At 66.0% G+C, this 26,796-nt stretch carries 26 protein-coding genes and 1 tRNA gene; 20 read left to right on the forward strand and 7 right to left on the reverse strand.

Going from position 1 to position 26,796, the window contains the following annotated elements:
- Positions 1-262 precede the first annotated feature (262 nt).
- Positions 263-1,924, forward strand: a complete 1,662-nt coding sequence (locus JCQ34_RS03885; RefSeq protein WP_286402033.1) for an ABC-F family ATP-binding cassette domain-containing protein — start codon at positions 263-265, stop codon at positions 1,922-1,924.
- 2 nt (positions 1,925-1,926) lie between these two features.
- The gene (locus tag JCQ34_RS03890) at positions 1,927-3,840 is read left to right on the forward strand and encodes an ABC transporter ATP-binding protein (protein ID WP_286402036.1); all 1,914 of its coding nucleotides are present in this window, start codon (positions 1,927-1,929) and stop codon (positions 3,838-3,840) included.
- 22 nt (positions 3,841-3,862) lie between these two features.
- Here JCQ34_RS03890 and JCQ34_RS03895 read toward each other — a convergent pair whose 3' ends face one another.
- From JCQ34_RS03895 to JCQ34_RS03905, 3 genes are all read right to left on the reverse strand, one after another.
- Entirely contained in the window at positions 3,863-4,282 is a 420-nt protein-coding gene (locus tag JCQ34_RS03895; protein WP_286402038.1) for an NUDIX hydrolase, read from the reverse strand.
- A complete protein-coding gene (locus JCQ34_RS03900; protein ID WP_286402041.1) occupies positions 4,279-4,767 on the reverse strand; it encodes a DUF6314 family protein in 489 nt (162 codons plus the stop codon). Before JCQ34_RS03900 ends, JCQ34_RS03895 begins: the two co-directional genes overlap by 4 nt.
- Before the next feature lies 1 nt (position 4,768).
- Positions 4,769-4,841, reverse strand: a tRNA-Arg gene (locus JCQ34_RS03905).
- Positions 4,842-4,924: 83 nt separating this feature from the next.
- Here JCQ34_RS03905 and JCQ34_RS03910 point away from each other — a divergent pair.
- Positions 4,925-5,692 carry a DUF998 domain-containing protein gene (locus JCQ34_RS03910; protein WP_286402043.1) on the forward strand — a complete coding sequence of 256 codons (768 nt, stop codon included), beginning with the start codon at positions 4,925-4,927 and terminating at the stop codon, positions 5,690-5,692.
- Here JCQ34_RS03910 and JCQ34_RS03915 read toward each other — a convergent pair.
- A complete protein-coding gene (locus JCQ34_RS03915) occupies positions 5,689-6,315 on the reverse strand; it encodes a hypothetical protein (protein WP_286402046.1) in 627 nt (208 codons plus the stop codon). The genes JCQ34_RS03910 and JCQ34_RS03915 overlap by 4 nt on opposite strands.
- A 32-nt stretch (positions 6,316-6,347) precedes the next feature.
- Here JCQ34_RS03915 and JCQ34_RS03920 point away from each other — a divergent pair, with 32 nt between their 5' ends.
- Complete coding sequence (locus JCQ34_RS03920; RefSeq protein ID WP_286402049.1) at positions 6,348-7,178, forward strand: inositol monophosphatase family protein; 831 nt, start codon at positions 6,348-6,350, stop codon at positions 7,176-7,178.
- Positions 7,179-7,250: 72 nt separating this feature from the next.
- Positions 7,251-9,800, forward strand: coding sequence for a DNA helicase PcrA (gene pcrA / locus JCQ34_RS03925; RefSeq protein WP_376979207.1), 2,550 nt, complete (start codon positions 7,251-7,253; stop codon positions 9,798-9,800).
- A 48-nt stretch (positions 9,801-9,848) separates the two neighbouring features.
- Here the strand turns inward: pcrA and JCQ34_RS03930 are convergent, their stop codons facing one another.
- Positions 9,849-10,427: a TetR/AcrR family transcriptional regulator gene (locus JCQ34_RS03930; protein WP_286402054.1), complete on the reverse strand. Its 579-nt coding sequence runs from the start codon at positions 10,425-10,427 to the stop codon at positions 9,849-9,851.
- 132 nt (positions 10,428-10,559) lie between these two features.
- Between JCQ34_RS03930 and JCQ34_RS03935 the strand changes: the two genes are divergently transcribed.
- The 15 genes from JCQ34_RS03935 (at position 10,560) to JCQ34_RS04005 (ending at position 25,954) form a co-directional block, all read left to right on the forward strand.
- The gene (locus JCQ34_RS03935; RefSeq protein WP_286402057.1) at positions 10,560-11,237 is read left to right on the forward strand and encodes an NADPH-dependent F420 reductase; all 678 of its coding nucleotides are present in this window, start codon (positions 10,560-10,562) and stop codon (positions 11,235-11,237) included.
- A gap of 204 nt (positions 11,238-11,441) precedes the next feature.
- Entirely contained in the window at positions 11,442-12,152 is a 711-nt protein-coding gene (locus JCQ34_RS03940; RefSeq protein ID WP_286402058.1) for a hypothetical protein, read from the forward strand.
- Positions 12,153-12,376: 224 nt separating this feature from the next.
- Positions 12,377-13,546, forward strand: coding sequence for an ADP-forming succinate--CoA ligase subunit beta (sucC, locus tag JCQ34_RS03945; protein ID WP_286402059.1), 1,170 nt, complete (start codon positions 12,377-12,379; stop codon positions 13,544-13,546).
- Positions 13,547-13,556: 10 nt separating this feature from the next.
- Positions 13,557-14,459: a succinate--CoA ligase subunit alpha gene (sucD, locus tag JCQ34_RS03950; RefSeq protein WP_286402061.1), complete on the forward strand. Its 903-nt coding sequence runs from the start codon at positions 13,557-13,559 to the stop codon at positions 14,457-14,459.
- 186 nt (positions 14,460-14,645) lie between these two features.
- Positions 14,646-15,377 (forward strand): FadR/GntR family transcriptional regulator, encoded by a 732-nt coding sequence (locus JCQ34_RS03955; protein ID WP_286402063.1) that lies wholly within the window; start codon positions 14,646-14,648, stop codon positions 15,375-15,377.
- A gap of 183 nt (positions 15,378-15,560) precedes the next feature.
- The gene (locus JCQ34_RS03960) at positions 15,561-16,910 is read left to right on the forward strand and encodes an MFS transporter (protein ID WP_286402066.1); all 1,350 of its coding nucleotides are present in this window, start codon (positions 15,561-15,563) and stop codon (positions 16,908-16,910) included.
- A gap of 9 nt (positions 16,911-16,919) precedes the next feature.
- The gene (locus JCQ34_RS03965) at positions 16,920-17,696 is read left to right on the forward strand and encodes an SDR family NAD(P)-dependent oxidoreductase (protein WP_286402068.1); all 777 of its coding nucleotides are present in this window, start codon (positions 16,920-16,922) and stop codon (positions 17,694-17,696) included.
- Between the two features lie 109 nt (positions 17,697-17,805).
- Positions 17,806-18,495: a GntR family transcriptional regulator gene (locus JCQ34_RS03970; protein WP_286402071.1), complete on the forward strand. Its 690-nt coding sequence runs from the start codon at positions 17,806-17,808 to the stop codon at positions 18,493-18,495.
- 140 nt (positions 18,496-18,635) lie between these two features.
- Positions 18,636-19,634 carry a sugar phosphate isomerase/epimerase family protein gene (locus tag JCQ34_RS03975; RefSeq protein WP_286402073.1) on the forward strand — a complete coding sequence of 333 codons (999 nt, stop codon included), beginning with the start codon at positions 18,636-18,638 and terminating at the stop codon, positions 19,632-19,634.
- Between the two features lie 38 nt (positions 19,635-19,672).
- A complete protein-coding gene (dhaL, locus tag JCQ34_RS03980; RefSeq protein WP_286402075.1) occupies positions 19,673-21,394 on the forward strand; it encodes a dihydroxyacetone kinase subunit DhaL in 1,722 nt (573 codons plus the stop codon).
- Between the two features lie 10 nt (positions 21,395-21,404).
- Complete coding sequence (locus JCQ34_RS03985; RefSeq protein WP_236801208.1) at positions 21,405-21,899, forward strand: ribose-5-phosphate isomerase; 495 nt, start codon at positions 21,405-21,407, stop codon at positions 21,897-21,899.
- A complete protein-coding gene (locus JCQ34_RS03990) occupies positions 21,896-22,849 on the forward strand; it encodes a 3-hydroxyacyl-CoA dehydrogenase family protein (RefSeq protein WP_286402079.1) in 954 nt (317 codons plus the stop codon). The genes JCQ34_RS03985 and JCQ34_RS03990 overlap by 4 nt, the downstream gene beginning before the upstream one ends.
- Before the next feature lie 58 nt (positions 22,850-22,907).
- Positions 22,908-23,675, forward strand: coding sequence for an SDR family NAD(P)-dependent oxidoreductase (locus JCQ34_RS03995; RefSeq protein ID WP_286402081.1), 768 nt, complete (start codon positions 22,908-22,910; stop codon positions 23,673-23,675).
- Positions 23,676-23,776: 101 nt separating this feature from the next.
- Positions 23,777-25,123 (forward strand): MFS transporter, encoded by a 1,347-nt coding sequence (locus tag JCQ34_RS04000; protein ID WP_286402082.1) that lies wholly within the window; start codon positions 23,777-23,779, stop codon positions 25,121-25,123.
- 30 nt (positions 25,124-25,153) lie between these two features.
- On the forward strand, positions 25,154-25,954 hold the full coding sequence (locus JCQ34_RS04005; protein ID WP_286402084.1) for a triose-phosphate isomerase family protein: 801 nt from the start codon (positions 25,154-25,156) through the stop codon (positions 25,952-25,954).
- On the opposite strand, the gene JCQ34_RS04010 is transcribed toward JCQ34_RS04005, so the two are convergent.
- Both JCQ34_RS04010 and JCQ34_RS04015 read right to left on the reverse strand, forming a co-directional pair.
- Positions 25,931-26,413 carry an SRPBCC family protein gene (locus tag JCQ34_RS04010; RefSeq protein ID WP_286402087.1) on the reverse strand — a complete coding sequence of 161 codons (483 nt, stop codon included), beginning with the start codon at positions 26,411-26,413 and terminating at the stop codon, positions 25,931-25,933. The two genes, JCQ34_RS04005 and JCQ34_RS04010, sit on opposite strands and share 24 nt — an antisense overlap.
- Positions 26,413-26,775, reverse strand: a complete 363-nt coding sequence (locus tag JCQ34_RS04015; protein ID WP_286402089.1) for an ArsR/SmtB family transcription factor — start codon at positions 26,773-26,775, stop codon at positions 26,413-26,415. Before JCQ34_RS04015 ends, JCQ34_RS04010 begins: the two co-directional genes overlap by 1 nt.
- Positions 26,776-26,796 lie beyond the last annotated feature (21 nt).

The raw sequence follows: 26,796 nt of genomic DNA on the forward strand, positions 1-26,796 counted from the left end.
GCAGAATGGGTGGTCCGGACGATTTTATCGTGCCGCCGCGGGTAGACGCCCTGTCGACATCGCGCAGGCGCCGTATGGCCGATTTTGCCTGCGACCCGGATTCGTCTATAGTTGATGGTCGAGCCCGTTGGTCCGTACACCCCCCAAGTCCGGACCAGCGGGTTCTTCTATGTCCTGCAGCCCCAGCGGCGCCGCGGCCCGCAATTTCGCCGCCTCTGCCGGCCGTCGACGGCTGTCCGGGCAGCGGCGAAAGGACGAATCAATGACTGCAACCCTTGTTGCCAAGGACGTCTCCGGTGGCCATGGGCACCGCACGCTTTTTTCCGGGCTCTCGCTGACAGTGGCGCCCGGCGACGTGGTGGGCGTCGTGGGCGCGAATGGCGCAGGGAAGTCCACGCTGCTGCGCCTCCTTGCCGGAGTCGACCAGCCACAGGAAGGCTCGGTGAGCCTTGCCCCCTCCGATGCCTTTGTCGGCTGGCTTCCCCAGGAACATGAGCGGATCCCCGGCGAAACGGTGGCCGCCTACATCGCCCGACGGACAGGCTGTGCCGAGGCGACAGCGGAGATGGAATCCACGGCGGAAGCTTTAGGCTCGGGCGCTCCGGGATCGGATGACGCCTACTCCCGTGCCTTCGACCGCTGGATGGCCTCCGGCGCCGCCGACCTGGATGACCGCATCCCAGCGGTGCTGGCAGACCTGGGCCTGGACGCGGGCCCCGACGCGCTGATGACGGGCCTTTCCGGCGGTCAGGCAGCACGCGTGGCCTTGGCCGCCCTCCTGCTGAGCCGCTTCGATGTGGTGCTGCTCGACGAGCCCACCAACGACCTTGACCTTGCCGGCCTGGCCACCCTGGAAAACTTCGTGACCGGGCTGCGCGGGGGAGTGGTGCTGGTCAGCCATGACCGCGAGTTCCTGGCCCGCTGCGTCACCCGCGTGGTGGAGCTGGACCTGGCGCAAAATACCGTGGCAGTTTACGACGGCGGCTACGACGCCTTCCTTGAGGAACGGGCCGTGGCTCGCCGGCACGCCCGCGAGAAGTACGAGGAGTTTGCCTCCACCAAGGCTGACCTGGTGTCCCGCGCACGGACGCAGCGCGAGTGGAGCTCGCAGGGCGTCCGGAACGCGATGAAGAAGAACCCGGACAACGACAAGATCCGGCGCGCTGCCAGTACCGAGTCGTCGGAGAAGCAGGCACAGAAGGTCCGGCAGATGGAGTCGCGCATCGCGCGCCTGGACGTGGTGGAGGAGCCCCGGAAGGAATGGCAGCTGCAGTTCAGCATCGGCCAGGCACCCCGCTCCAGCGCCGTCGTCGCCACCCTCCGCAATGCAGTGGCACGCCAAGGTGATTTCACGCTGGGCCCGGTCAACCTTCAGCTCAACGGCGGGGAGCGCGTGGGCATCACCGGTCCCAACGGGGCCGGCAAGTCCACCCTCCTGCGCCTGCTGCTGGGAACCCAGGCACCGGACGACGGCGACGCCTCCATGGGTGCCTCCGTCGCCGTCGGTGAAATTGACCAGGCCCGCGGACTCCTTGACGGCCGGCTGCCGCTGGGGGACGCCGTCGAAGCAGTCCTGGCCGACTGGACCGGCGCCGATGTCCGCACGCTCCTGGCCAAGTTCGGCCTCAAGGCGGACCACACCGCGCGGACCGTTGATTCCCTGTCGCCGGGGGAGCGGACGCGGGCAGCACTGGCGCTGCTGCAGGCGCGCGGCGTGAACCTGCTGGTGCTGGACGAACCCACCAACCACCTTGACCTGCCCGCCATCGAGCAGCTGGAAGAGGCCCTTGAAAGCTACGACGGAGCGCTGCTGCTGGTAACCCACGACCGCCGGCTGCTCGAAAATGTACGACTCGACTACCGGTGGCACCTGGACAACGGCACGGTCCAGGAGCTCCACCACACTGCAAGCCAGGAGAAATAACCATGAGCATGGACCGCGTGGCCTGGAGCTCGCTCTACAACATCAGCACCGCCAAAAGCGGCTCCAAGCCGTTCTCCAAGGAAACCCTGAAGCGGGTGCTGGCCTTCGCCGCTCCCCATAAGGGCAAGCTCATCGCCTTCGTGCTCTCCTCCATCGCGGCGGCCTTCCTGGCGGTGGCCACCCCGGTGCTCGCCGGCCAGGTGGTGGACGCCATCATCGATAAGGCCGCCGCCGGCACGGTGATCTGGCTGGCCGTGCTGATCGCCATCGTGGCCGTGGGCGAAGCGGGAGTGGGGCTGCTGACCCGCTGGCTGTCCTCGACCATCGGCGAAGGCGTCATCGTGGACCTGCGCACCCGGGTGTTCGACCACGTGCAGCGCATGCCCATCGCCTTTTTCACCCGGACCCGGACAGGAGCGCTGGTCAGCCGCCTCAACAACGACGTCATCGGGGCGCAGTCCGCGTTCGCCGGAACCCTCTCCGGCGTCGTGAGCAATTCCGTGGCGTTGATTCTGACCCTGGTCGTGATGCTCAACAAGTCCTGGCTGGTCACAGTGCTCGCCATGGTCCTGCTGCCGATCTTCCTGATCCCGGCCCGCCGCATGGGCTCCAAACTGGCGGACCTGCGCCGTGAAGCCGCTGCGCACAACGCCGCCATGGGCACCCAGATGACGGAGCGGTTCTCCGCGCCCGGCGCCACGCTGGTGAAGCTTTTCGGCCGCCCGGATGAGGAATCCCGCGAGTTCGCTGCCCGCGCGGGCCGCGTCCGTGACATCGGCGTCCGCATGGCCATGCTGCAGTTCACGTTCGTCACGGCGCTGACCCTGGTGTCCGCGCTCGCGCTCGCGCTGGTGTACGGACTGGGCGGCTGGCTCGCCCTGGGCGGCCAGCTCGCGCCCGGCGACGTGGTGGTCCTGGCGCTGCTCCTGACCCGGCTCTACGCCCCGCTCACGGCGCTGTCCAACGCCCGCGTGGAAGTCATGAGCGCACTGGTCAGCTTTGAACGGGTCTTCGAGATCCTGGACCTGAAACCGCTGATCCAGCAGAAGCCGGACGCCGTGCCCGTTCCGGCCGGACCCGTATCAGTGGAGTTCGACAACGTCCGGTTCGCCTACCCCTCGGCGGACAAGGTCTCCCTGGCCTCGCTGGAGGAGGTCTCCACCCTGGACACCCGCGGCGGCGAGGAAGTGCTGCACGGCGTCAGCTTCCGGGTGGAACCGGGACAGACGGTGGCGCTGGTGGGCTCCTCGGGTGCCGGCAAGTCCACCATTGCGCAGCTGCTGTCGCGGCTGTACGACGTCGACTCCGGCGCCGTGCGTCTAGGCGGCACCGCGCCGGGGACCGGGCTGGACGTCCGGGACACCACCTTCGATTCGCTCCGCGACACCCTGGGCATGGTCACCCAGGACGGCCACCTGTTCCATGAGACCATCGCCTCCAACCTCCGGCTGGCCCGTCCCGACGCAACCGATGAGGACATGTGGGACGTCCTGCGGCAGGCCCGGCTGGAAACCATGATCAGGTCCCTGCCGGACGGGCTGGAGACAGTGGTGGGGGAGCGCGGCTACCGGCTTTCCGGCGGTGAACGCCAGCGGCTGACCATCGCCCGGCTCCTGATCGCCCAGCCCCGTGTCGTCATCCTCGATGAGGCCACTGCGGCACTGGACTCCACGAACGAAGCCGCCGTGCAGGCAGCCCTGGGCGCCGCACTCGAGGGCCGGACCGCCGTCGTGATTGCGCACCGGCTCTCCACCGTCCGCGCGGCGGACGCCATCCTGGTGGTGGAGGGTGGCCGCATCGTGGAACGTGGTACACACACCGAACTGCTGGCAGCCGACGGCCGCTACGCCGAGCTGTACAGGACGCAGTTTGCCGAGGCCACGGCGGTTGCGCAGGAGTCTGTACCCGAGTTCTAGGGGCCCGGCCTCAGTCTGTTTCTCAGACCGCCCGCGCCGCCAACAGGGGCAGGATGTGGTCCGTCAGCAGGGGTGCCAGGTCCTGTGGGAAGTCTTGGTCCTCGGCGGGCCCGGTGATGTCCAGCCAGCGGATTTCCGCGATTTCGGCAGCGGGGCTGGCCTGCCAGGTGCCCGGGGCGATGAAGACGGTGGCTTCGATGTCGGTGGCGGCCTCGTTGGCGGCGTCGGCGATCCAGACCCCCATGAGCTCGAGTTCCTGCGGGTGCAGGACAATTCCCACTTCTTCGGCGAGCTCGCGGGCGGCGGCCTGGACGGCTGTTTCACCCGGCTCCGGTTTGCCGCCGGGGTGCATGAACATGGCCGTTCCCCGTTTCCGCACTGTCAGGAGCCGTCCGGCGTCGTCGAAGACACAGACGGCGGACACCACAATCCGGTGCTTCATTCGGGGGTCCTTTCCAGGCGTGAGACCAGCAGCAGGTCCTTGCGGGGGCCCTTCACATCCCAGCTGTAGCTGAACGCGTCGGCTCCTTGGCGGGTGTAGGACACGCGGTAGGTGTCCGGATCGCACCAGTGCGTGTCGAGGTTGGCGTCAGGGGTGAAGCTCATGCGGTGGAACGGCCGGCCGTCGGGGAAGAACACGTCCAGCGCGTCAGGCCGTTCGGCGGGCTTTAGGACGTACTCCCGGGAGGCGGGGCCGGTGAAAGCAGGCCAGCGCATGGTGCCTTCTTCGCGAAGGGCAAGGCCGCCGTCGTGCGTTGGAGTGAAAAGGACGACGCCGGAAAAGGTCCCCTGGGTGCCGTCCGACCTGTCCAGCAGGTCCCGCTCCACCCGCCAGCGGGCTGCATGTCCGGCGCCGCGTTCGGGGCTGGCTGCCAGGCTGCCGAGGAGGTAGGCGCGGAGGCTGGGCTCCGGGGAAGGAGAGTTCAAGTGCCCTCGATTGGAATCGAACCAACGACACCGGCTTTAGGAGAGCCGTGCTCTATCCACTGAGCTACGAGGGCGGGCATCCGGTGGTTCGGCTGGGCCGGTCCGTCCGGACACGGTTACAAGCATACAAGGTGCACGGCCGTACTACGCTCAAGGCATGAGTCCAGCCGCCACTGCCGCTCCCGCCGCCGCCTTCATCCCGAACGTTGCGTCCACCCGGCATTACATCGGGGCCTGGGCTGTGTTGAGCGTGCTGCAGTATTTCCTGGCGGAGGCGGTGGTGGCTTTGGCCTGGGCCGGCCCCCGTCCCTACGACCTGCGGACCGGGTACATCAGCGACCTGGGTGCGCTCCACTGCGGCGCCTATTCCGGCAGGGATGTCTGCTCTCCCTTGAACTGGCTGATGAATGCCTCGTTCGTAGTCCAGGGCGTGGGGCTGCTGGCGGGAGCGGTGCTGCTGACCTCGGGGCTGCTTCGCGTCGCGGCCAGGCCCGGCACCCGCGTGGATTGGCGCCGCCGGAAACCGTGGGTTGCAGCGACGGCGGTACGGCTGCTCACCGGAGCCGCCGGAGCGGGCACCGTGGTGGTGGGGCTGGTCCCGGAAGACCTCGGATCGCCCTGGCATTACGCCGGCGCCATCACGTACTTCATCACCGGCGGGGCCGCCCTGCTGCTGCTCGGCCTGCTCTGGCTGCGCAAGACCCCCATGGCGTGGTTCCTCCTAGTGTGCGGGGGTGTGTCGCTGGCAGCCACGGCGACCGGCGGCCTCACGCGCATGATGGTCCCCGAACCGGGGACCTTGGAACGGCTGATGGGCTATCCGGTCACTGTGGGCATGGCTGCCGCAGGCCTGGTCATAGCGCAGCGGGTGCACCGGCACCGGAAGGAACGGCGGGCAGTAGCCGCGCGGACAGCTGCCGTTTAGCGCTCTTTCCGCTTCCGGCTGTTGAGGAACACTGCCGCAGCGCCGGCCAGCAGGCTCAGCACCAAAAGCACCCAGCCTGCAACTGTAAGTCCGGACGCCAAGGCAACCTGGCCGGCGTCGGGACCTGGCGTGCCCATCATGGCGTCAATGGCCACGTTGCCCCACAACCGGACCACCACGAACAGCATGGGGAGCGCCCAGAGGGCCCACCGCAACGCTTTCTTCGCCACGTTGGTGCCGATTAGCAGCAGCCATGTGAAGCCGAAGATCAGCGGGAAAAGCGTCCCGGCGGTCTTGTGGACGTAGCTCAGCTGGCCCAGGGCGTCGCCGTTCATGGCTCCCTGCAGCCGGCCGATATAGCCGGCATCGAACCCGCCCACCAGTGAATCCGGCATGGCCATATCCTGGGAAAGCTGCGTCATCTGGTTCAGGGTCAGCAGGTGCAGGTACCAGAACAGGAACAGGCTGGCCACCACTCCGGCAATCACAATGAGGTTGCTGTTGCCTTGGGCCTTCTCGGGTGTGCGCGTCGTGGTGGGGTTGACCACCGGTGGCAGGTGATGCTGCGGCACGGCTGCGTTGGCGCCGTGCTTCTTGATCCGCTGGGCAGGGGTTTTGGCCATTGCACCATTATCCCGCCCCATAAACTGAACCCATGACCACTGGCCGACACAGCGCAGCTGTTCTTGACCCCTCATTGGATGACTACGAACTGGCAGCAGCGCTTGTCCGCGAAGCCGGACAGCTGGCGCTCCTCATGCGCATGGCCGGACTTGAGTCGGAACAAAAGACATCCGTCTCCGACGTGGTCACTGAGGCTGACCACGCCGCCGAGGCCTACGTGCTGGAGCAGCTGCGGCGCTGCCGGCCGGATGACGGCATCCTGGGCGAGGAGGGCGCCTCCGTCCAGGGGAGCAGCGGGCGTACTTGGGTGATCGACCCCGTGGATGGCACCTATAACTTCCTGCACGGCTCCACCTATTGGTGTTCCGCCATCGCATTGAAGGACCGGCAAGACGTGCTGCTGGGCGCGGTTTTCCAGCCTGAGGAGGACAAGTTGTGGATGGGTGGGCATGACCGGCGTGCCACCTTGAATGGCGAAGCGCTGACCTCCTTTTCTGACGGCGGCGGCAAGCGCAACAGCATCAGTGTTGCGGAACTCGGGGCGGCCACCTACATTCACCCGACCTGGCTGATGGACCCCATGTGCGCCATGCCTTGGCACGCTGCGGCCACCTCCGCGGCGTCCCTCCGGATGCTCGGCTCCGGTTCCTGCGACCTGGGCAGGGTGGCGGACGGGCAGCTGGGGTGCTGGTTCCAGCACAGTTGCCCGGAATGGGACTGGCTGCCGGGCAAGGCGATTGTCCGTGCCGCCGGAGGTGCCGTGGACACCGTCCGCGTCAACGGGCTCGAGTGGTTCATAGCGGGAGGAACGACGGCGGTGCGCGAGTTGCGAGCGGCCCTGGAGTCAGCCTCGGTGGGCTAGGCATGACAGCGGTAATCCACAGGCTGGAAGGCGTTGTCGGTCCCACCGCCTAGACTTGTAGGCACCATGGATATGTTGTTTGACCCGTACTCTGACGGACCGTTCAAGGCCGCTCCCGCCGCCACCGCCCGCACCAGGACGGGGCCGGAGGGGGTTGCCACCACGGCCGGGCCGGGCGGAATGCCGGGCTCCGGCATGGCTGGGCAGCACCAGTCCGGCGGTTGGCAGCAGGCCAACCAGAACGGCGGGAACCGGCACGATGCCGGCAGCCACCATGGCGGCCGCCGCCCCGACGCTGCCCAGTTGCTGGAGGGGCTGAACCCACAGCAGGAGGAGGCCGTCAAGCACGGCGGGTCGGCGCTGCTGATCGTTGCCGGCGCAGGGTCGGGCAAGACCAGGGTGCTCAGTAACAGGATTGCGTACCTGATCGCCACCGGCCGTGCCCACCACGGCGAGATCCTGGCCATTACCTTCACCAACAAAGCGGCAGCGGAAATGCGGGAACGTATCGAGGCCCTGGTGGGCGGGCGCGCCAAGATCATGTGGATCTCCACGTTCCACTCGTCCTGCGTCCGCATCCTCCGGCAGGAAGCGGCCAACGTCGGTTTGAAGTCCAACTTCTCCATCTACGACTCCGCCGACTCCCTGCGGCTGGTCACCCAGGTTTCCAAGGCGCTGGACCTTGACCCCAAGAAGTTTGCGCCCAAGGCCATCCAGCACAAGATCTCGGCCCTGAAGAACGAACTGATCGACGCCGATTCCTTTGCCTCGGCGGCCAACTACAACGATCCCTTCGAGCACGCTGTGGCGGACGTCTACAAGGGGTACACCCAGCGCCTTCGCCAGGCCAATGCCATGGACTTCGACGACCTCATCGCCGAGACCGTCTACATGTTCCGGGCCTTCCCGGCGCTGGCCGAGTCCTACCGGCGCCGGTTCCGCCACGTCCTGGTGGACGAGTACCAGGACACCAACCATGCCCAGTACGCGCTGGTGCGGGAGATTGTGGGTGAAGGGCCGGGAGCTTCGGAACTCACGGTGGTGGGCGACTCGGACCAGTCCATCTACGCGTTCCGCGGCGCGGACATCCGGAACATCGTGGAGTTCGAAAAGGACTACCCGGAAGCCCGCACCATCAAGCTGGAACAGAACTACCGTTCCACCCAGAACATCCTGAGCGCCGCCAACTCGGTGATCTCGCGCAACCCCAACCGGCCGGAGAAACGGCTGTGGACAGCCGAGGGTGAAGGCCACAAGATCATCGGGTACGTCGGCGAAAACGAACACGACGAAGCGCAGTTCATTGCCAAGGAGATCGACAGGCTCCAGGACGAGGAGAACCTGCGCCCGGGCGACGTCGCCATCTTCTACCGCACCAACGCACAGTCCCGCTCCATCGAGGACGTGCTGGTGCGCGTGGGCTTGCCGTACAAGGTGGTGGGCGGAACACGCTTCTACGAGCGCAAGGAAATCAAGGACGCCCTGGCGTACCTGCGCGTCCTGGTGAACCCGGACGACGACGTCAACCTCCGCCGGGTGCTGAACGAGCCAAAGCGGGGCATCGGCGACCGCGCCGAAGGAGCCATCGCAGCCCTGGCCGAGCGGGAGCGGACATCCTTCATGGCCGCGGCGCGCCGGGCGGACCAGGCACCGGCGATGGCCACCCGTTCCGTCAACGCCGTCCTGGGCTTCGTGAAAATGCTGGACGACCTTGCCGAGGTAGCCGCCGGGTCCGGGGCTGCCGCAGCACTCGAAGCCGTCCTGGAACAGACCGGCTACCTTGCCGCGCTCCGCTCCAGCACGGATCCGCAGGACGAATCCCGCGTGGAGAACCTGGCCGAACTGGTGGCGGTGGTGCGCGAGTACGAACAGGAGAACCCGGAAGGGTCGCTGGCCGCGTTCCTGGAACAGGTGTCTCTGGTGGCGGACGCCGACCAGATCCCGGATGCCCCCGGCGCGGACATCGACGAAGCCGTGGCCGAGGCAAAGCGGCTGGGCGTGGTGACGCTCATGACACTGCACACGGCCAAGGGCCTGGAATTCCCGGTGGTGTTCCTCACCGGCATGGAGCACGGGCTTTTTCCGCACCAGCGATCCGCCACCGACCCCAAGGAACTGGCGGAGGAACGCCGGCTGGCTTACGTGGGCCTCACGCGTGCCCGCAAGCGGCTGTACGTCACCCGGTCCGAGGTCCGCAGCATGTGGGGCCAGAGCCAGTACAACCCCGCCAGCCAGTTCCTTGAGGAAATCCCCGCGGAGCTCCTGGAATGGAAGCGGGAGGGAACCAGCAGGCAGGCCGGCGGCTGGGGCGGCGGCTCCATCGGGTCCGGCCGCTACAGCGGGTCCTTCTGGGGTGCCGGCACGGCCCGCGGCGCAGCGGCGGACTCCTCTGCCGGCTTCAACGCCGATGTTCCGGCCTTCATCGCCAAAAACCGGGTGCAGCCGCAAAAGGAAATCATCGCCGTCAGCGTGGGGGACAAGGTCAACCACACCAGTTTCGGCAACGGGACCGTCCTGGCGCTGGAAGGTGCGGGGGACAAGACCGTAGCCAAGGTCAAGTTCGACGTCGGCGAGAAGCGGCTGCTGCTGCGGTACGCGCCGTTGACCAAGCTGGACGCCTAGGAGACGCCCCTGCCGTTGCCGCGCCCCTGCCCGGCATGCACGGCAGCGCTAGGTACCCGGGCAGGCGTCGGCGATGAGCCTTCTGGCCATGTCTACGCCGCGTGTTCCGTACGTTCCACCGTCCAGGACGGCTGCCGTGGCGTAGACCCCGTTTAGGACGATGAGGAGTTCCTCGGCGATCCGGTCGGGGTCCTCCGCCCCGGCTTTAACCGCCAGGGAGCAGAACCAGTCGCGGACCTGTTGCTTGTGGGTCACTGCCACCAAGTGGGCAGGATGCTTTCCTTCGGGAAACTCAGTATTGGTATTCAGCATGGGGCATCCCCGGTAGCTGCTGCCGGCGCAGTCCGTGGCGAGTACCTCGAAGACGGCGATGAGCTTGGCCCGTGGATCCTCATGTTCTCCGGCAGCTTCGCGCATGCGTGCAAACCAGGCGTCCGCGCGGCCTTCGACGTAGGCGGTGGCGAGGGCGTCCTTGGTGGGGAATTGGCGGTACACAGTGGCGTTGCCCACCCCGCACTCCTTGACGACCGTATCCATCCCCACAGCCCTGATGCCCCGTGTGTAAAACAGGCGCGTAGCCACTGTGAGAATGTTGCGGCGGTTTTCCTCGCCCGTCCTGCGCGCCATCAAACCACTCCTCTTTTATATCCGTGATGCCTACTTGCTTCAGTTTGACAGACGGAACGATCCGTCACAAACTTGAGAACGATCCGTCACATTGAGTTTTGGGCACAGCCCGATAAGAAGCAGGAGAATCTGATGAAAGCAGCAGTACTCGGAACAGGCATGGTTGGCCGTACCATCGCCGCACGCCTTGCTGAGCTCGGTCACGCTGTAACCCTGGGCACCCGCGATCCGGAGGTAACGCTGGCCAGGAGCGAGGCCGACGCCATGGGCACACCGCCTTTCGCCGACTGGGGCAATCAGCACCCCGCCATCAAAGTTGCCGGCTTCGCAGACGCCGCAGTGGGGGCGGAACTTATCGTCAACGCCACCAACGGCGGCGCGTCACTTGAGGTGCTGGCTCAGGCCGGGCCGGAAAATCTCGACGGCAAGATCATCCTCGACATCGCCAACCCCCTCGACTTCAGCAACGGCATGCCCCCGACCCTGTTCGTCAAGGACACCGACTCGCTGGGTGAGCAGATCCAGCGTGCCTTCCCCGGAGCCCGCGTAGTGAAGTCGCTGAACACCATGAACGCCGACCTCATGGCCCGGCCGGGACAGCTGGCCGACCCGGGCACGGTCTTCGTATCCGGCAACGACGCCGAGGCCAAGGCCATCGTCAGTGGCCTGCTGCAGGACTTTGGCCACCAGGATGTCATCGACCTCGGCGACATCACTACAGCGCGTGGAACTGAAATGCTCCTGCCCGTATGGCTCCGTCTTTGGGGTGCCCTCGGAAAACCCACGTTCAACTTCAAGATCGTGCGCTGAGCCGGCACTGAGAGAAGGCCGAACCCCTTATTGTGCACGGGCCCGCCGGGCGGCCCAGCGGAACTGGCGGCACACGCGCAGCGCTTCCGGAACCTGCTTTCGCCCGTGCCTGCAGCCCTGGGAGGCCAGGCGCGTGGGCCCCTGCCCTGCAACGCGGTCGACGGAGGACTGCGGGGCGCCTGCGGCCGAAGGTGGCCGGGCATAATGGAGGCCATGCGACGGACTATCTGGGGGATGCTCGCGGCCCTTCTTCTCTGCATCACTGCCACGGGGTGCAGCGTCACCACAAAGGACCCCGGCTACGTCCCGCCCGCCCCGCTGAAGCCCATGGAGCAGCTGGAAAAGGCGCCCCTGGCCGATTCCAAGTCGTTCTCCAGCGGCACCGACGTCCTCTCCTTCATCACCGCGGACCGGACCGTCGCCTGCTCACTCACCTCTGCCCGGGGGGAGCACCTGAACCTTCCCTATGAGCAGAACCGTTATACCGACTCCGCCAACAACAAGCTGCCAATCATTCCGGTGGCGCACTGCGAGCTGGCCACCTACCCGGCGCCGCAACCAGGCGACATTAAGGATGACTGCGCCGGGACCCACCTGGGATACCTGGGCGGAGTTGCGCTGCTGGCCCCGGACACCGCCCGCTACGGGGCATGCCGCTCCGGCGTCACATCCATGGAAGCAGCCTATGGGCCCAAGGGAACCAAAGCGGGCCCACTGGCCCAGTTGCCCGTGCTCGCGGACGGACAGACGCTGGAACGCAACGGGCTGCGCTGCTCCGCCTACAACGGCGGCGTGGCGTGCGGAAACGTCTCCGCCGGCGTCGGATTCTTCGTTTCCCCCGAACGTTACGAACTGATCGCCGGCCCGCCCGCAAGCGGTCCAAGTCCCCAGCCGGAGGCCCCAAAAACCCCGTAAATCCGCGGTTTTTCTACACTCCATAGAATAGTGTGCTTACTCACATAAGAGGTAGTCTGGGACGGCCCGGTCCCTCCAAAGGACTAGAGTTCCCCATGGAGCATTACGCCGCGTGGCTCGTTTCCAGACAGGCCGCCGGTGCGTGCAATCCGCAGCCCGGTCATCGTCTTTTCGATGGTGCCCGACTGTACCGAAACTACTTCGACGTAGAAGGACACTAAACCGTGGACCTGTTTGAATACCAGGCGCGCGATATGTTCGAGGCGCACGGTGTACCCGTGCTTGCCGGCATCGTGGCGTACACCCCAGAAGAAGCAAAGGCAGCTGCCGAGAAGATCGGCGGCGTTACCGTTGTCAAGGCACAGGTCAAGGTAGGCGGCCGCGGCAAGGCCGGCGGCGTCAAGGTGGCAAAGTCCGCCGACGAGGCATTTGAGCACGCCTCCAATATCCTGGGCATGGACATCAAAGGCCACACCGTCAAAAAGGTGATGATCGCCCAGGGTGCAGACATCGCCGAGGAATACTACTTCTCCGTCCTGCTGGACCGGGCCAACCGCAACTACCTGGCCATGTGCTCGGTTGAAGGCGGCATGGAAATCGAACAGCTCGCCGTCGAACGCCCCGAAGCGCTGGCCAAGATCGCCATCGACCCCGCCGTGGGCATCGACCAGACCAAGGCCGACGAAATTGTCGCAGCAGCCGGCTTCGCCGAGGAACTGCGCGGCAAGGTTGCCGGCGTCATCCTCAAGCTCTGGGACGTCTTCAAGAAGGAAGACGCCACCCTGGTGGAGGTCAACCCGCTGGTCAAGACCGGCAACGGTGAGATCCTGGCCCTCGACGGCAAGGTCTCCCTGGACGAGAACGCCGACTTCCGCCACCCCAAGCACGCACAGCTTGAGGACAAGGACGCAGCAGACCCGCTTGAGGCCAAGGCAAAGGAGCAGGACCTCAACTACGTCAAGCTGGACGGCGAAGTAGGCATCATCGGCAACGGCGCCGGCCTGGTCATGTCCACCCTCGACGTCGTTGCCTACGCCGGCGAAAACCACGGCAACGTCAAGCCCGCCAACTTCCTGGACATCGGCGGCGGAGCCTCGGCAGAGGTCATGGCCGCAGGCCTGGACGTCATCCTGGGCGACGAGCAGGTCAAGTCCGTGTTCGTCAACGTCTTCGGCGGCATCACCGCCTGTGACGCCGTCGCCAAGGGCATCGTCGGTGCACTGGCCGAGCTGGGCACCTCCGCCAACAAGCCGCTGGTAGTCCGCCTCGACGGCAACAACGTCGAGGAAGGCCGCCGCATCCTCACCGAGGCCAACCACCCGCTGGTTACCCTGGCCGCCACCATGGACGAGGGCGCCGACAAGGCCGCCGAGCTCGCCAACGCAGCTAAGTAAGGGACGCACCATGTCTATCTACCTCAACAAGGACTCCAAGGTCATCGTCCAGGGCATCACCGGCGGCGAAGGCACCAAGCACACCGCCCTGATGCTCAAGGCCGGCACCAACATTGTTGGCGGCGTCAACGCCCGCAAGGCCGGCACCACGGTCATGCACGGCGAGAAGGAAATTAACGTCTACGGCACCGTCAAGGAAGCCATGGCGGAAACCGGTGCTGACGTCTCCATCGTCTTCGTGCCGCCGGCATTCACCAAGAACGCCGTGGTTGAAGCCATCGAGGCCGGCATCGGCCTGGTGGTAGTCATCACCGAAGGCGTTCCCGTCCAGGACTCCGCCGAATTCTGGGCCCTGGCCCAGTCCAAGGTGGACGCCGACGGCAACCAGGTCACCCGCATCATCGGCCCGAACTGCCCCGGCATCATCACCCCCGGCGAAGCATTGGTTGGCATCACCCCCGCCAACATCACCGGCAAGGGCCCCATCGGCCTGGTGTCCAAGTCCGGCACGCTGACCTACCAGATGATGTACGAACTGCGCGACCTGGGCTTCTCCACCGCCATCGGCATCGGCGGCGACCCCATCATCGGCACCACGCACATCGACGCCCTCGCCGCGTTCGAGGCTGACCCCGAGACCAAGGCCATCGTCATGATCGGCGAGATCGGCGGCGACGCCGAAGAGCGCGCAGCCGACTTCATCAAGGCCAACGTCACCAAGCCGGTCGTCGGCTACGTGGCCGGCTTCACCGCTCCCGAAGGCAAGACCATGGGCCACGCAGGCGCCATCGTCTCCGGCTCGGCCGGTACCGCCCAGGCCAAGAAGGAAGCACTCGAGGCTGCCGGCGTGAAGGTTGGCAAGACGCCTTCCGAGACCGCCAAGCTGCTCCGCGAGGTCTACTCAGCCCTCTAGCAGTACGCAGGGCGCGGGGTCACCCCAGCCCGGTCTTCAAGGAGGCCGGCACGGGGAGGCCCCGCGTTTGCTTATTTAACACGGCCACCTAGCTAAGGGACGACGGCGGGCGGCTGACCGGGGGCGTCGAGTAATGTTGAGTAAGGCAAATCAGGGGGCGCCGCGCGCCCAGGCAGGGGATGGACGATGGCAGAAAAGCGACGCAGCCTGGTCGACGCCGTCGTGGATAAAGTCCTGGAACACATCCTCAGCGGCGAGATTAAGGCCGACGACGCCCTTCCGCCTGAAGCTGATATTGCCAAGGAGTCCGGGGTCAGCAGGCTGACGGCACGTGAAGCGATGAACGTCCTGAAGGCCCAAAACGTGGTCTACGTAAAACGCGGGCTTGGCACGTTCGTCAATCCTCCGGAACGATGGACCGGCATGGATGCCATCATGCAGGCAGCCTCCAGGGGAGTGGCCTCGGACCAGGTGGCGCTGCGGCTCCTGGAAGTCCGCCGCATGGTGGAGACCGGGGCCGCTGAACTCGCCGCCTCACGCCACAGGCCGGCAGATCTCGCCGCCCTGCAGGAAAGCGTGGACCGGATGGAAGCGGCGCACCAGGCGGGCGATGTTGATGCCCTCACCGTGGCGGACATCGCCTTCCATGACACAGTCCTGCGCGCTTCCGGCAACCCCTTCGTGCCCGCCCTGCTGGGCCAGTTGTCCACGCTGCTATATGCCATGCGGCGGGAAACATCGGCATTCCCGGACGTCCAGCGCCACGCGATCCACCACCACAAAATGGTCCTGGCTGCCATAGCCGCCGGCGATCCTGCCACTGCCCGCTCCACCATGGACGCGCACATCACCCAGACCTTCGAGGACTACGAGCAGTTCCTCGCCATGTCCAGCCGCTCTGAAGCCACCGCCGGCTGAAAAGTCCCTTCGCTCTTCACCCCCTCTTCTGTGTTGACGGTCGCCTTCCCCTGTGACTACAATCTCAGTCAGACATCAGACATCTGATATCAGCATCCCCGCAAAAATGCCGCCAGCCAAAGGAGTCTTCATGCGCGCGCATTCCCTTTTCAAGGGTCCCCAGACAAAAGCGGGAGGCACACGATGACCTCCCGCGCCGCAGCCCCCGCACTCAGCGAACTGGGCGAGACCACCCTCCGCAAGGTTCGCCGGAGGCTCATGCCCCTGATCGTCCTGCTCTACTTCATTGCCTACCTCGACCGGAACAACGTGGGTTTCGCCAAGCTCGGCATGCAGGGCGACATCGGCCTGACCGAGGCTGCCTACGGACTGGGTGCAGGCATCTTCTTCCTGGGCTACGCGCTGCTGGAAATCCCGAGCAACGGCGGCATGTACCGCTTCGGCGCCCGCAAATGGATTGCCCGCATCCTGATCAGCTGGGGCATCTTCGCCACGGCCATGTTCCTGGTGAACGGCGAAGCCACCTTCTACGTCATCCGCTTCCTCCTTGGCGCGGCCGAAGCCGGCTTCTTCCCCGCCATCCTCTTCTACCTGACCCTCTGGTTCCCGGCAGCGCAGCGCGTGACCGTGCTGGGCATCTTCATCCTGGCCCAGCCCATCTCCAACGCCCTCGGCGCTCCCGTGTCCGGCATGCTCCTGAACCTGGAAGGCGTCGCCGGCCTGCACGGCTGGCAGTGGCTCTACATCCTTGAAGGCATCCCCGCGATCATCCTGGGCATCATCACGCCCTTCGTCATGACGGACCGCCCCGAGCATGCCAAGTGGCTCAAGCCGGAAGAACGCGAATGGCTCTCCACCACCATGAGCGCGGAGCTGGCTGACAAGCAGAAAGCCGGAAACCACAACTTCCTGGCAGGCCTGAAGGACCCCCGAACCATCGCCTACTCCGCGCTGTACTTCGGCCTGGTCTGCGGCATCTACGGCCTGGGACTCTGGCTGCCCACCATCGTCAAGGCGCTCGGAACGTTCGACTCAACCCAGGTCGGGTTCATCGTCTTCATCCCGTACGCCATCGCAGCCGTCTTCGTCTACTTCTGGAGCAAGCGCTCGGACCGCACCGGCAACCGCGTTTGGCACGCCAGCATCAGCATGGTGCTCGCCGCCGTCGGCCTCCTGGGCGCAGGCTTCCTGCTGCCGGTCAACGCGGTGCTCGCCATGGTGTTCCTGACCCTTGCGGCCATGGGCATCTACTCGGCGATCGCCCCGTTCCTGGCCATGCCCTCCGCCGCACTCACCGGTGCTGCTGCCGCCGCAGGGTTGGCCATGGTCAACTCACTCGGCAACCTGGGCGGCTTCGTCGCCCCCTATATCGTGGGCATCCTCAAGGATGCCACCGGTAACTCCCAGACCGGCCTGGTCTTCCTGGCCGCCTGCCTGGCCGTGACCGCCGCCGCCACTTACCTTTACGCACGCAAGCGGCCCGAAGGTGTCTCCGCCCCCGGTGCCACCGTTCCTGCCGCCGAAACCCACTAGGACATACCAATGACAACCCAGCACGCATTCCCCGCAGAACGCACCGCAGTACTCACCGGAGCCGCTTCAGCCCGCGGCATCGGCCGCGCAACGGCCGACCGCCTGGCCGGCGAGGGATGGTCCATCGCCATCCTGGACATCAATGCCGAAGACGCCCAGGCCGCCGCCGCGGAAATCGGAGCCAACCGGGCCGTCAAGGCCATTGGTGTGGGAGCCGATGTGTCGGACGAGGCATCCGTGGACCGTGCCATCACGGAGATCGAGCAGGCGCTTCCGCCGATCGTTGGACTGGTGAACCTCGCCGGCATCAGCTCGCCCACCCCCTTCATGGAAACCACGGTGGCGGAATGGGACAAGGTGTTCGCCATCAACATGCGCGGTACCTTCGTGGTGTCGCAGCGGGTCCTCAAGGGCATGATTGACCGGGAGTTGGGCAGGATCGTCAGCATCTCCTCGATTTCCGCCCAGCGCGGCGGCGGCACCTACTCCAAGGTTGCCTACAGCGCTTCCAAAGCCGGCATCCTCGGGTTCACCCGTGCCCTTGCCCGCGAAGTGGGCGAGCACAACATCACCGTGAACGCCATTGCTCCTGGCCCGATCGACACCGACATCATGGGCGGGACCCTGACCGAAGAGCGCAAGGCCCAGATGTCCGAGGGGATCATGATGGGCAGGGTGGGAACCCGCGAGGAAGTGGCCGCGCTGATTGCGTTCCTTCTCAGCGCGGACGCCGGCTACATTACGGCCGCCACCTATGACATCAACGGCGGACTGCAGGTCTCCTAAGGCCACCAGCCTGAAGGTGCCGTGCTGCCCACCGGCGGCCCGGCACCTTCAAGGCGCTGTGTCCTTCACACTCGCGTTTGCGAGCATCTTCCGGCTATAGGATTTCTACATGGCAACCAAGAAGCAAGCCTCCGGCGGCGTGAGCAGGCAGGTCCTCGCCGACCACGTTTATGAAGCGCTTCTAGTTGCCCTCATGGACGGCCGGTTGGAGGCCGGCACGCCCGTCAGTATCGACGGAATGGCACGGGAACTGGACGTTTCCCCAACACCCGTCCGCGAGGCGCTCGCCCGGCTGGAAGCCACCGGAATGGTCCGGAGGATGGCCCTGCGCGGCTACCGGGTGGCGCCCCTGTTTTCCCCGGAAGAGCTGGCAGACCTCATGGACGCCCGGCTGGTAATCGAGCCGGCCAACGCCTTCATGGCCTGCAAGCACGCGGATCCGGAACTGACCCAGCAGCTGAAACAGGCCATCGAAGACCTGAAGGCAGCCCCGCGCGGTCCGTCCTTCGCCGAATTCCGCGCTTACTGGGAAGCCGATGAGCGTTTCCACCGCCTCATTGCAGAATTCGCGGACAATCAGTTCCTGCTGTCCGCCTACAATGCGCTGGGCGGCCAGGTGCAGCGTTTCCGCTTTTTCGGCGGACTGGGCGTGACCGACGCCGATTATGCCATCGCGGAGCACACCGAGATCCTCAAGGCTTTTGAAGCCGGCGACGCCGAGCTCGCCCGGCAGAAAATGATCGACCACATCGAGGGCGTCAAGCAGCGCTCACAGCACGACAGCGAAATTCGCAGCTAGCAGTTCCGCCCTGCCGCGCGCTTCCGTCCAGCTGCCGCCGTACCCATGCCTGCTCTGAGCAGGCATAACAAACAGGCCCTTGACAGGGAACATGAGCAGCGTAGATCCTATAGGAAATGCGATTTAGATCTGGAGTGACAATGCCGTACACCGCTGAAAACTGGCCCATCGCCGCCGCCCTGCTGCAGTTCCCAGGAACCAGGCCGGATGGAACCACCGTGCAGGACGCCCCCGCAAGCGACTGGCAGAAGGTCTTCGAAGAAGTGGCCGACGCCGGTTTCACCAACGCCGATCTCACCGACAGCTGGGTTCGCCCCGGCGACCTCTCGGCCGCCCGGCTGGATGAACTGAAGTCCGCCGCCACCGCGGCCGGCCTGGGCCTGCCCTCCATCTCCGCGATCCGCCGCAGCGTGATCGAAGAAGCAAACTGGGAAGACAACCTGGCCTACACCCACCGCACCCTGGAGGCGGCAGCGCACCTCGGGTGCGAAGTGGTCTCGATCGGCCTGCACCAGGCCATCACCCCCGAGCAGCAGAAGCAGCTGTGGTTCTGGACTGTTGAAGGCCACAAGGATCCGGCAGGGGACAAGGAAGCGTGGAACAACGCCGTCACCCGCATCCGCGAAGTAGGGAAGCACGCCGCCGAACTCGGCCTCCTGGTGTCGCTGGAGATGTACGAGGACACCTACCTGGGAACGGGGGATTCCTCCGTGCAGCTCGTCCAGGACATCGACCTGCCCAACGTCGGCCTCAACCCGGACCTGGGCAACCTGATCCGCCTTCACCGTCCCATCGAGGACTGGCGCGAACTGGTGCACAAGACCCTGCCGTACTCCAACTACTGGCACGTCAAGAACTACATCCGCGATGAGGACCAGGCACGGGACCAGTACGTCGCCATGCCGGCCCCCATGGAATCCGGCCTCATCAGCTACCGCGAGGCCTTCCAGTTCGCCATCTCCGTTGGCTTCCAGGGCATCATCTGCACCGAACACTACGGTGGCGACGGCCTGAGCGTCACCGCCGCCAACCAGGACTACCTGCGCCGCCAGGTCCTGCCCAAGCGCGAAGGCTACGCCCTGGGCACCAGCCTGGTGGCCCAGGGCCGGCAGACCCCGGCGGCAGTCCCGGCCCGCTAACCCGGCATCCCAACCGACAACCGGTTCGACGAGGAATCATGACAAAGATATTTGACGATCCAGCGCAGTTCGCAGACGACGCCCTTGACGGCTTCGTCGCCGCCAACCGCCAGTACGTGGCCCGCGTTGACGGTGGTGTGGTCCGCTCCACCGAATCACCGGAGGGCCAGGTGGCAGTGGTCATCGGCGGCGGATCCGGCCACTACCCGGCCTTCGCCGGCCTGGTGGGCGCCGGCCTCGCTGCCGGAAGCGCCTGCGGCAATATGTTTGCTTCCCCCTCCGCGGGGCAGGTTTACCGGGTGGCCAAGGCGTCCCAGTCCGGCGGCGGCGTCCTGCTGAGCTACGGCAATTACGCCGGTGACGTGCTCCACTTCGGCCAGGCGCAGGAGAAGCTTAACGCCGAGGGCATCGAAACCCGGACCGTCCTGGTCACCGATGACATCGCCAGCGCGCCGCTCGAAGAGATCGGCAAGCGCCGGGGCATCGCTGGAGACCTCACCGTTTTCAAAGTGGCCGGGGCGGCAGCAGAAGCGGGCCTGGACCTGGACGAGGTGGAGCGGCTTGCCATCAAGGCCAACCACCACACCCGTTCGCTCGGTGTGGCCTTCGCAGGGTGCACCCTTCCCGGAGCCGACGAGCCCCTGTTCACGGTGCCCGAAGGCATGATGTCCGTGGGCCTGGGCATCCACGGCGAGCCGGGCATCTCCGAACAGCCCCTGCCCACCGCCAGCGAGCTTGCCCAGCTGCTGGTGGACGGTCTGCTGAAGGACAAGCCGGACATTGCCGGCCGCCGGGTGGCGCCCATCCTCAACGGCCTGGGAACCGTCAAGTACGACGAACTGTTCCTGCTGTTCGGCAAGATCGAGGCCCTGCTGACCGCTGCCGGACTTGAGGTCGTCGAGCCCGAATGCGGTGAACTGGTCACCAGCCTGGATATGTCCGGCCTGTCCCTGACGCTGTTCTGGCTGGACGGGGAACTGGAGAAGTTCTGGTCTGCGCCGGCTGACACCCCCGCCTTCCGCAAGGGCAACCTGGCTCCCCGCCGCGCACGCTCCGTGGAGTCCCTGGCCGAGGCCGGAACGGCGCCGGTGCTGGCCGCCACCCCTGCGTCGACTGCCTTGGCCGCCACGGCCCTGGACGCGCTGAAGGAAGCGCAGGCCGTCGTCGTCGAACACGAGGAAACACTAGGCAAGCTGGACGCCATCGCCGGGGACGGTGACCACGGCATTGGCATGCGCCGCGGCGTTGATGCCGCCGTTGCCGCCGCCGAAAAGTCCCACGCTGCCGGCGCGGGGCTAGAGGAACTCCTCGCCGCTGCGGGGGAACAGTGGGCCGAGCGCGCGGGCGGCACCTCCGGCGCCCTCTGGGGCGCGGCCGTCACCGCGGTGGGAAAGACCCTCGGCAGCAAGGACTCCTACACTGCCGCGGACGCAGCGGCAGCCGTCAACGCCCTCCGTGACGCCATCGTCACCCTGGGCAAGGCGGAAGCAGGGGACAAGACCATGGTGGACGCGCTGCTTCCGTTCGCCGACACCTTCAGCAAGGCAATTGACGACGGCGGCAGCCTGGCTGCCAGCCTCAGTGCAGCAGCGGAGGCGGCGGCAAAGGCCGCTGACGCAACTGCAGAGCTCAGCCCGAAAAAGGGCCGGGCCCGGCCGCTGGCGGAAAAGAGCCTGGGCCACCCGGACCCCGGGGCCGTGTCCTTCGGACTCATCGCCCGCAGGGTGGCCGACTACGCCGCCACCATCGAAAGCTCCTAAGGAGAACATCATGACCGAGAATACCCAGCCGGGCTGGCGCATCGTCGTTGGCAACGACGAAGCCGGCGTCGAATACAAGAACGCCCTGCGCGAACTGCTCGAAGCGGACCCCCGCGTCGCATCGGTGGAGGACGTGGGAGTGGCCTCCAACGACGCCACGGCATACCCGCACCTGGCCGTCGCCGCCGCCCGCAAGGTGGCCGCCGGCGAGGCGGACCGCGCCCTGCTGATCTGCGGAACGGGCCTGGGCGTGGCCATTTCTGCCAACAAGGTACCGGGCATCCGCGCGGTCACCGCCCACGACAGCTACTCCGTGGAACGCTCCGTGCTGTCCAACAACGCCCAGGTGCTGACCATGGGCCAGCGCGTCATCGGCCTGGAACTCGCCAAGAAGCTCGTGGGCGAATGGCTGGACTACCGCTTCGACGAAAACTCCGCATCCGCGGCAAAAGTAGACGCCATCTCCTCCTACGAGGACGCGTCGGAAGGACTTGAGGACAAATGAGCACCCGTAACATCGCCGTCGTCGGCTCAGGCTACATGGGCGGCGGTATCGCCCAGGTCCTGGCACTCGCAGGAGCCCGCGTCGCGCTCGCCGACGTCTCCGCCGAAATCGCCCAGGGCAACTACGAGCGGCTGCTGAAGGAATCCGACGAGTTCGTCGCCGCAGGCCTCTTCCCGGCCAACGCCACGGACCTGCTCAAGGAAAACCTCTGGGCAGCCAAGGACATTGAAGAAGCAGTGTCCGGCGCCGAGTACATTGAGGAGGCCGTGCCGGAAGTCCTCGAGATCAAGCACGCCACCCTGGGCAGGATCAGCGCCGCAGCCCGCCCCGACGCCATCATTGGCTCCAACACCTCCACCATCTCCATCGCCAAACTGGCCGAGGTAGTGGAAAACCCGGAGCGCTTCCTGGGCGTCCACTTCTCCAACCCGGCACCGTTCATCCCCGGCGTGGAAGTCATCCCGCACGAGGGAACCTCCGAGGCCACCGTGCAGGCTGCGCGCACCATCGTGGGGGAGACCGGCAAGGAAACCGCCACCGTCAAGGACGTCACCGGCTTCGTGCTGAACCGGCTCCAGTACGCCCTCTTCCACGAGGCCGCCCAGGTGGTAGAGGAAGGCATCGCCAGCGCGGAGGACGTGGACACCCTGGTCCGCACCACCTTCGGTTTCCGGCTGCCGTTCTTCGGGCCGTTCGCCATCGCCGACATGGCGGGCCTGGACGTTTACGCCTTCTGCTACAAGTCGCTGCAGACCGGCTTCCCGGAACGGTTCGCCACCCCCAAGATCCTGCAGGAAAAGGTCGACGCCGGCCAGCTCGGTACCAAGACCGGCTCCGGGTTCCTCGACGTCCCCGCCGACCGCACCGCAGCCCTGGTTGCCTACCGGAACAAGGCGTACGTCGCCATGCAGAAGCTCATCGAGGAACTGGGCCCCGCCCCGCTGTCCTGAGTTCTCAGGACAGCAGCGCTTTCCGGGACCACACCACCCCCTTTAGAAGGAACACTTCATGACAGCATTCCCCGCAGACCGCACCGTGATCGTCACCGGGGCGGTCTCCGAGCGCGGCATCGGCCGTGCCACCGCCGACTACCTGGCTGAACGCGGCTGGAACATCGGCGTGATCGACCTCGACGACGCCGCCTGCAAAGCAGTGGCCAAAGAGTTGGCGGAAAAGCATGGCGTCAAGGCCCACGGCGCCGGCGCCAACGTGGCCGACGAAGCGTCGGTCCGGGCCGCCATCGACGAGATCGAAGCCGAACTGCCGCAGCTGGTGGCCCTGGCGAACATCGCCGGGGTCAGCTCACCGGTGCCCTACCTGGAACTCGACAGCACCGAGTGGGACCGCGTCATCAACATCAACATGAACGGTGTCCACTACGCCACCCGCCGGGCCGCCGAATCGATGGCCAAGAACCGCCTGGGCCGGATCGTCAACATCTCCTCCGTCTCCGCACAGCGCGGCGGCGGAACCTTCAGCAAGACCCCGTACTCGGTGGCCAAGGCCGGCGTCATCGGGCTGACCCGGGCCACCGCCCGCGAACTGGGTGAGTACGACATCACGGTCAACGCCATCTCACCGGGTCCGATCGACACGGACATCATGGGCGGCACCCTCAGCGAGGAACGCAAGGATGAGCTGGTCAAGGACCTGGTGGTGAACCGGGTGGGCACCACCCGCGACATCGCCGCGGCCATCTCCTTCCTCATCGGCGAGGACGCCGGCTACATCTCCGGCCAGACGCTGAACGTCGACGGCGGGCTGTACATGCACTAACGGCACCAGCTACCGCCAACCGCACAGCTGAATGCCATCACAAAGCCCGCGGGCCGCCGGCCCGCGGGTATCACCAACATCACCACTCGAAGGAGAGTGTTGTGTCCGAAACCACCGCAACATCCAAGGAGCTTCTGGCCCGTCCGGTCCTGAAGTCCGCGATCTTCAAGGCGGCCCGCCGGCTCATGCCGATGCTGGTCATCCTGTACGTCGTTTCGTTCCTGGACCGCACCAACGTCGGCTTTGCCGAGGCGGCGCTGGGAACGGACAAGGGGGTATCCGCCGCAGCCTTCGCCCTGGGCGCGGGCATCTTCTTCATTGGCTACGCGATCTTCGAGATCCCCAGCAACCTGCTGCTCAAGAAGGTCGGCGCCAAGATCTGGCTGGCACGCATCGCCATCACCTGGGGCATCGTCTCGGCGTGCTTCGCCTTCGTGCAGGGCGAGACGTCGTTCGTGATCCTGCGTTTCCTCCTGGGCGTGACTGAAGCCGGCCTGTTCCCCGGCGTGATCATGTACCTGGCTGAATGGTTCCCCAACAAGGTGCGCGTGCAGATGTTCGCCATTTTCTATCTGGCCCAGCCGTTCTCCCAGATGATCGGCAACCCGCTGTCGGGCTGGCTGATCAACATCGGCGACCAAGTGCCCGGCCTGCGCGGCTGGCAGGTCATGTTCTTCGTCGAAGGCCTCCTGGCCGTCCTGGCAGGCATTGCGGCGTTCTTCTTCCTGATCAACGGCCCGGAGAAGGCCAAGTTCCTCAGCAACGACGAGAAATACGCGTTGAAGGAAGTCATGGCCCTGGAAGACACCGTCAAGGACGAGCACGGCCCGCGCGGCATCCTGGCGGCGCTGCGCAACGGCCGCGTCTGGTACTTCACCATCATCTACTTCTGCCTGCAGGTCGCCGTCTATGGCGTGACGTTCTTCCTGCCGCAGCAGGTGTCCTCGCTGACCGGGCAGAAGGTGGGGCTCGCCGTGGGCCTGCTGATTGCCGTCCCGTGGTTCTTCGGCATCTTCTCCTGCTATTTCATCGGAAAGGCCGCGGACACCGTAGCCAAGCGCCGCAAGTTCGGCACCATCCTGTTCATTTCCACCGGCCTGTGCATCTTCGGGTCGGCTTGGGCGGGAACCAACCACCAGCCGGTGCTGGGCATGATCTTCATTACCCTGGCAGTCTGCAGCTTCCTGGCCGTCGGCCCGGTGGTCTGGGCCTATCCCACCGCGTTCCTCGCAGGTTCAGCTGCTGCCGCCGGCATCGGCCTCATCAACTCCCTGGGTAACCTGGGCGGCTTCGTGGCGCCGATCCTCCGGACCGCCGTCAACGAAGCGACCGGCTCCCCGACGGGTTCCATGGGCGTCTACGCCCTGGGTGTCCTGCCGTTCGTGGCGGCGGCGATGATGTTCGCCACCCGGCGGTTCAAGAACAAGGCCGACGACCTGCTCGACTGAGCAGGTCTGCACCATCCACGCAAGGAAACCATGAGCACCTCCGGCAGCAACGCAGGCAACGGCACCATCTACGTCGGTGTCAGCACCAAAATGTACCTGGGTTACCAGGCAAGCCTGCGCTGGCTGTCGGAGGTGCGCTCCATTGTGGATGACAGGCCGGCACTGGCTGGTAATCCGCCGGTCCGGGTCTTCGTCATCCCATCTTTCCCGGTCCTGGAGCCCGCCACTCGGATCCTGGCCGGCTCACCCGTGCTGCTTGGAGCGCAGAACTGCGCCTGGGGGGACGGGCCCCTGACTGGAGAAGTCAGCCCCGGGATGCTCGCCGAACTCGGCGTCTCGCTCGTCGAGATCGGCCATGCCGAACGCCGCAAACTCTTCGCCGAAGACGACGCCACGGTGGCACGCAAGGTGCGCGCCGCCGTCGGCCATTCCCTCACCCCGCTGCTCTGTATTGGTGAGCCGGAAAGGCTCGACGCCGGAGCTGCCGCCGCCTTCTGCGTCGAGCAGGTCCGGGCCGCCACGGGCGGCGATACCGCACTGCTCAGTCGCCTGGTCCTGGCCTACGAGCCGGTTTGGGCTATCGGCGCACAGGAACCTGCGCCGGCGCAGCACGTGAACGCCGTCCTGGCGCAGATCCGTGCCGAACTGGGCCCGGACTGTCCCCTCATCTACGGCGGCAGCGCCGGCCCCGGGCTGCTTCCCCAACTACCGGGCGCGGACGGACTCTTCCTGGGCCGCTTTGCCCACGACGCCGCCAACCTGGGCCGCGTCCTGGACGAAGCCCTCGTCCTTGCCCAGACCCGCGGCTCAGACCCGCGCGCCCGCCAGTAATTCTTCAAGCCGCTCGTAGCCTTCGCTCAAGCCGCCTTCCATTCCCGACTGGGCCATGCCATCGCGCGCCTCCTGGCTGGGGTATACCGAATGCCCCCGCAACCGGGTTCGCCCGTTGCCCAGGTCCTCGAACGTCATGAAGTCCAGGCTGACCACATCCGGGTACCCGCCGAACTCAAAGGTCTGCAGGGCGAACTCATTCTCGCGCACCGTGTGGAAGATGCCACGGAACTCGTACGGCACCCCGTCGGGACCGGTATGGATGTACCGGTAGCTCCCGCCCGTGCGGAAATCGTAGTGGTCCATGTCCATCTTCATGCCCCGCGGGCCCAGCCACTGGACAATCAGGTCCGGCTCTTTGTGTGCGCGGAACACATCCGCCACCGGGAAATCGAACCCTCGCTCGTAATCGATAAAGGGAACGCCCTCAGGAACGCTGAGTTTCAGGGAATTGCTCATCATGACTCCTTGGAGGATTGGCCGCCGCTCGCGGCCGCCTGTGATGCTGATGCCAGCGCGGCGTCGAGGTTGCGGAACTGACTTTCGCGGACCAAGCGGTACTGGTCAATCCACGCAGTAAGTGCCTCAAGCCGTGCCGGGTTCAGGTGCACGGGCCGGCGCTGGGCATCCCGGCTGCGGGTGACCAGTTGCGCCTGCTCGAGTACCTGGATGTGCTTCGAGACTGCCTGCTTGGAAATCTCGAACGGGTCCGCCAATTCATTGACGGTTGCAGGACCCCTGCTCAGCCGGGCGATGATGCTGCGGCGGACAGGGTCTGCCAGGGCCATGAAAGCCGCATCCAGAGCCATGTCGTCGGACATCGTGCCAGCCTCTCGAATCCT

Source organism: Pseudarthrobacter defluvii (assembly GCF_030323865.1).
Lineage (GTDB): Bacteria > Actinomycetota > Actinomycetes > Actinomycetales > Micrococcaceae > Arthrobacter > Arthrobacter sedimenti.

Excerpts from the sequence above, each read along its gene's own strand:
- JCQ34_RS03975 (WP_286402073.1), top strand. The coding sequence starts at position 18,636 with ATGCCGTACACCGCTGAAAACTGGCCCATCGCCGCCGCCCTGCTGCAG.
- JCQ34_RS04010 (WP_286402087.1), bottom strand. The coding sequence starts at position 26,413 with ATGAGCAATTCCCTGAAACTCAGCGTTCCTGAGGGCGTTCCCTTTATC.
- JCQ34_RS03985 (WP_236801208.1), top strand. The coding sequence starts at position 21,405 with ATGACCGAGAATACCCAGCCGGGCTGGCGCATCGTCGTTGGCAACGAC.
- JCQ34_RS04015 (WP_286402089.1), bottom strand. The coding sequence starts at position 26,775 with ATGTCCGACGACATGGCTCTGGATGCGGCTTTCATGGCCCTGGCAGAC.
- JCQ34_RS03955 (WP_286402063.1), top strand. The coding sequence starts at position 14,646 with ATGGCAGAAAAGCGACGCAGCCTGGTCGACGCCGTCGTGGATAAAGTC.
- dhaL (WP_286402075.1), top strand. The coding sequence starts at position 19,673 with ATGACAAAGATATTTGACGATCCAGCGCAGTTCGCAGACGACGCCCTT.
- JCQ34_RS03935 (WP_286402057.1), top strand. The coding sequence starts at position 10,560 with ATGAAAGCAGCAGTACTCGGAACAGGCATGGTTGGCCGTACCATCGCC.
- JCQ34_RS04005 (WP_286402084.1), top strand. The coding sequence starts at position 25,154 with ATGAGCACCTCCGGCAGCAACGCAGGCAACGGCACCATCTACGTCGGT.
- JCQ34_RS03960 (WP_286402066.1), top strand. The coding sequence starts at position 15,561 with ATGACCTCCCGCGCCGCAGCCCCCGCACTCAGCGAACTGGGCGAGACC.
- JCQ34_RS03930 (WP_286402054.1), bottom strand. The coding sequence starts at position 10,427 with ATGGCGCGCAGGACGGGCGAGGAAAACCGCCGCAACATTCTCACAGTG.
- JCQ34_RS03890 (WP_286402036.1), top strand. The coding sequence starts at position 1,927 with ATGAGCATGGACCGCGTGGCCTGGAGCTCGCTCTACAACATCAGCACC.
- JCQ34_RS03885 (WP_286402033.1), top strand. The coding sequence starts at position 263 with ATGACTGCAACCCTTGTTGCCAAGGACGTCTCCGGTGGCCATGGGCAC.
- JCQ34_RS03940 (WP_286402058.1), top strand. The coding sequence starts at position 11,442 with ATGGAGGCCATGCGACGGACTATCTGGGGGATGCTCGCGGCCCTTCTT.
- JCQ34_RS03910 (WP_286402043.1), top strand. The coding sequence starts at position 4,925 with ATGAGTCCAGCCGCCACTGCCGCTCCCGCCGCCGCCTTCATCCCGAAC.
- JCQ34_RS03915 (WP_286402046.1), bottom strand. The coding sequence starts at position 6,315 with ATGGCCAAAACCCCTGCCCAGCGGATCAAGAAGCACGGCGCCAACGCA.
- JCQ34_RS03965 (WP_286402068.1), top strand. The coding sequence starts at position 16,920 with ATGACAACCCAGCACGCATTCCCCGCAGAACGCACCGCAGTACTCACC.
- pcrA (WP_376979207.1), top strand. The coding sequence starts at position 7,251 with ATGTTGTTTGACCCGTACTCTGACGGACCGTTCAAGGCCGCTCCCGCC.
- JCQ34_RS03895 (WP_286402038.1), bottom strand. The coding sequence starts at position 4,282 with ATGAAGCACCGGATTGTGGTGTCCGCCGTCTGTGTCTTCGACGACGCC.
- JCQ34_RS03920 (WP_286402049.1), top strand. The coding sequence starts at position 6,348 with ATGACCACTGGCCGACACAGCGCAGCTGTTCTTGACCCCTCATTGGAT.
- JCQ34_RS03995 (WP_286402081.1), top strand. The coding sequence starts at position 22,908 with ATGACAGCATTCCCCGCAGACCGCACCGTGATCGTCACCGGGGCGGTC.
- sucD (WP_286402061.1), top strand. The coding sequence starts at position 13,557 with ATGTCTATCTACCTCAACAAGGACTCCAAGGTCATCGTCCAGGGCATC.
- JCQ34_RS03970 (WP_286402071.1), top strand. The coding sequence starts at position 17,806 with ATGGCAACCAAGAAGCAAGCCTCCGGCGGCGTGAGCAGGCAGGTCCTC.
- JCQ34_RS03990 (WP_286402079.1), top strand. The coding sequence starts at position 21,896 with ATGAGCACCCGTAACATCGCCGTCGTCGGCTCAGGCTACATGGGCGGC.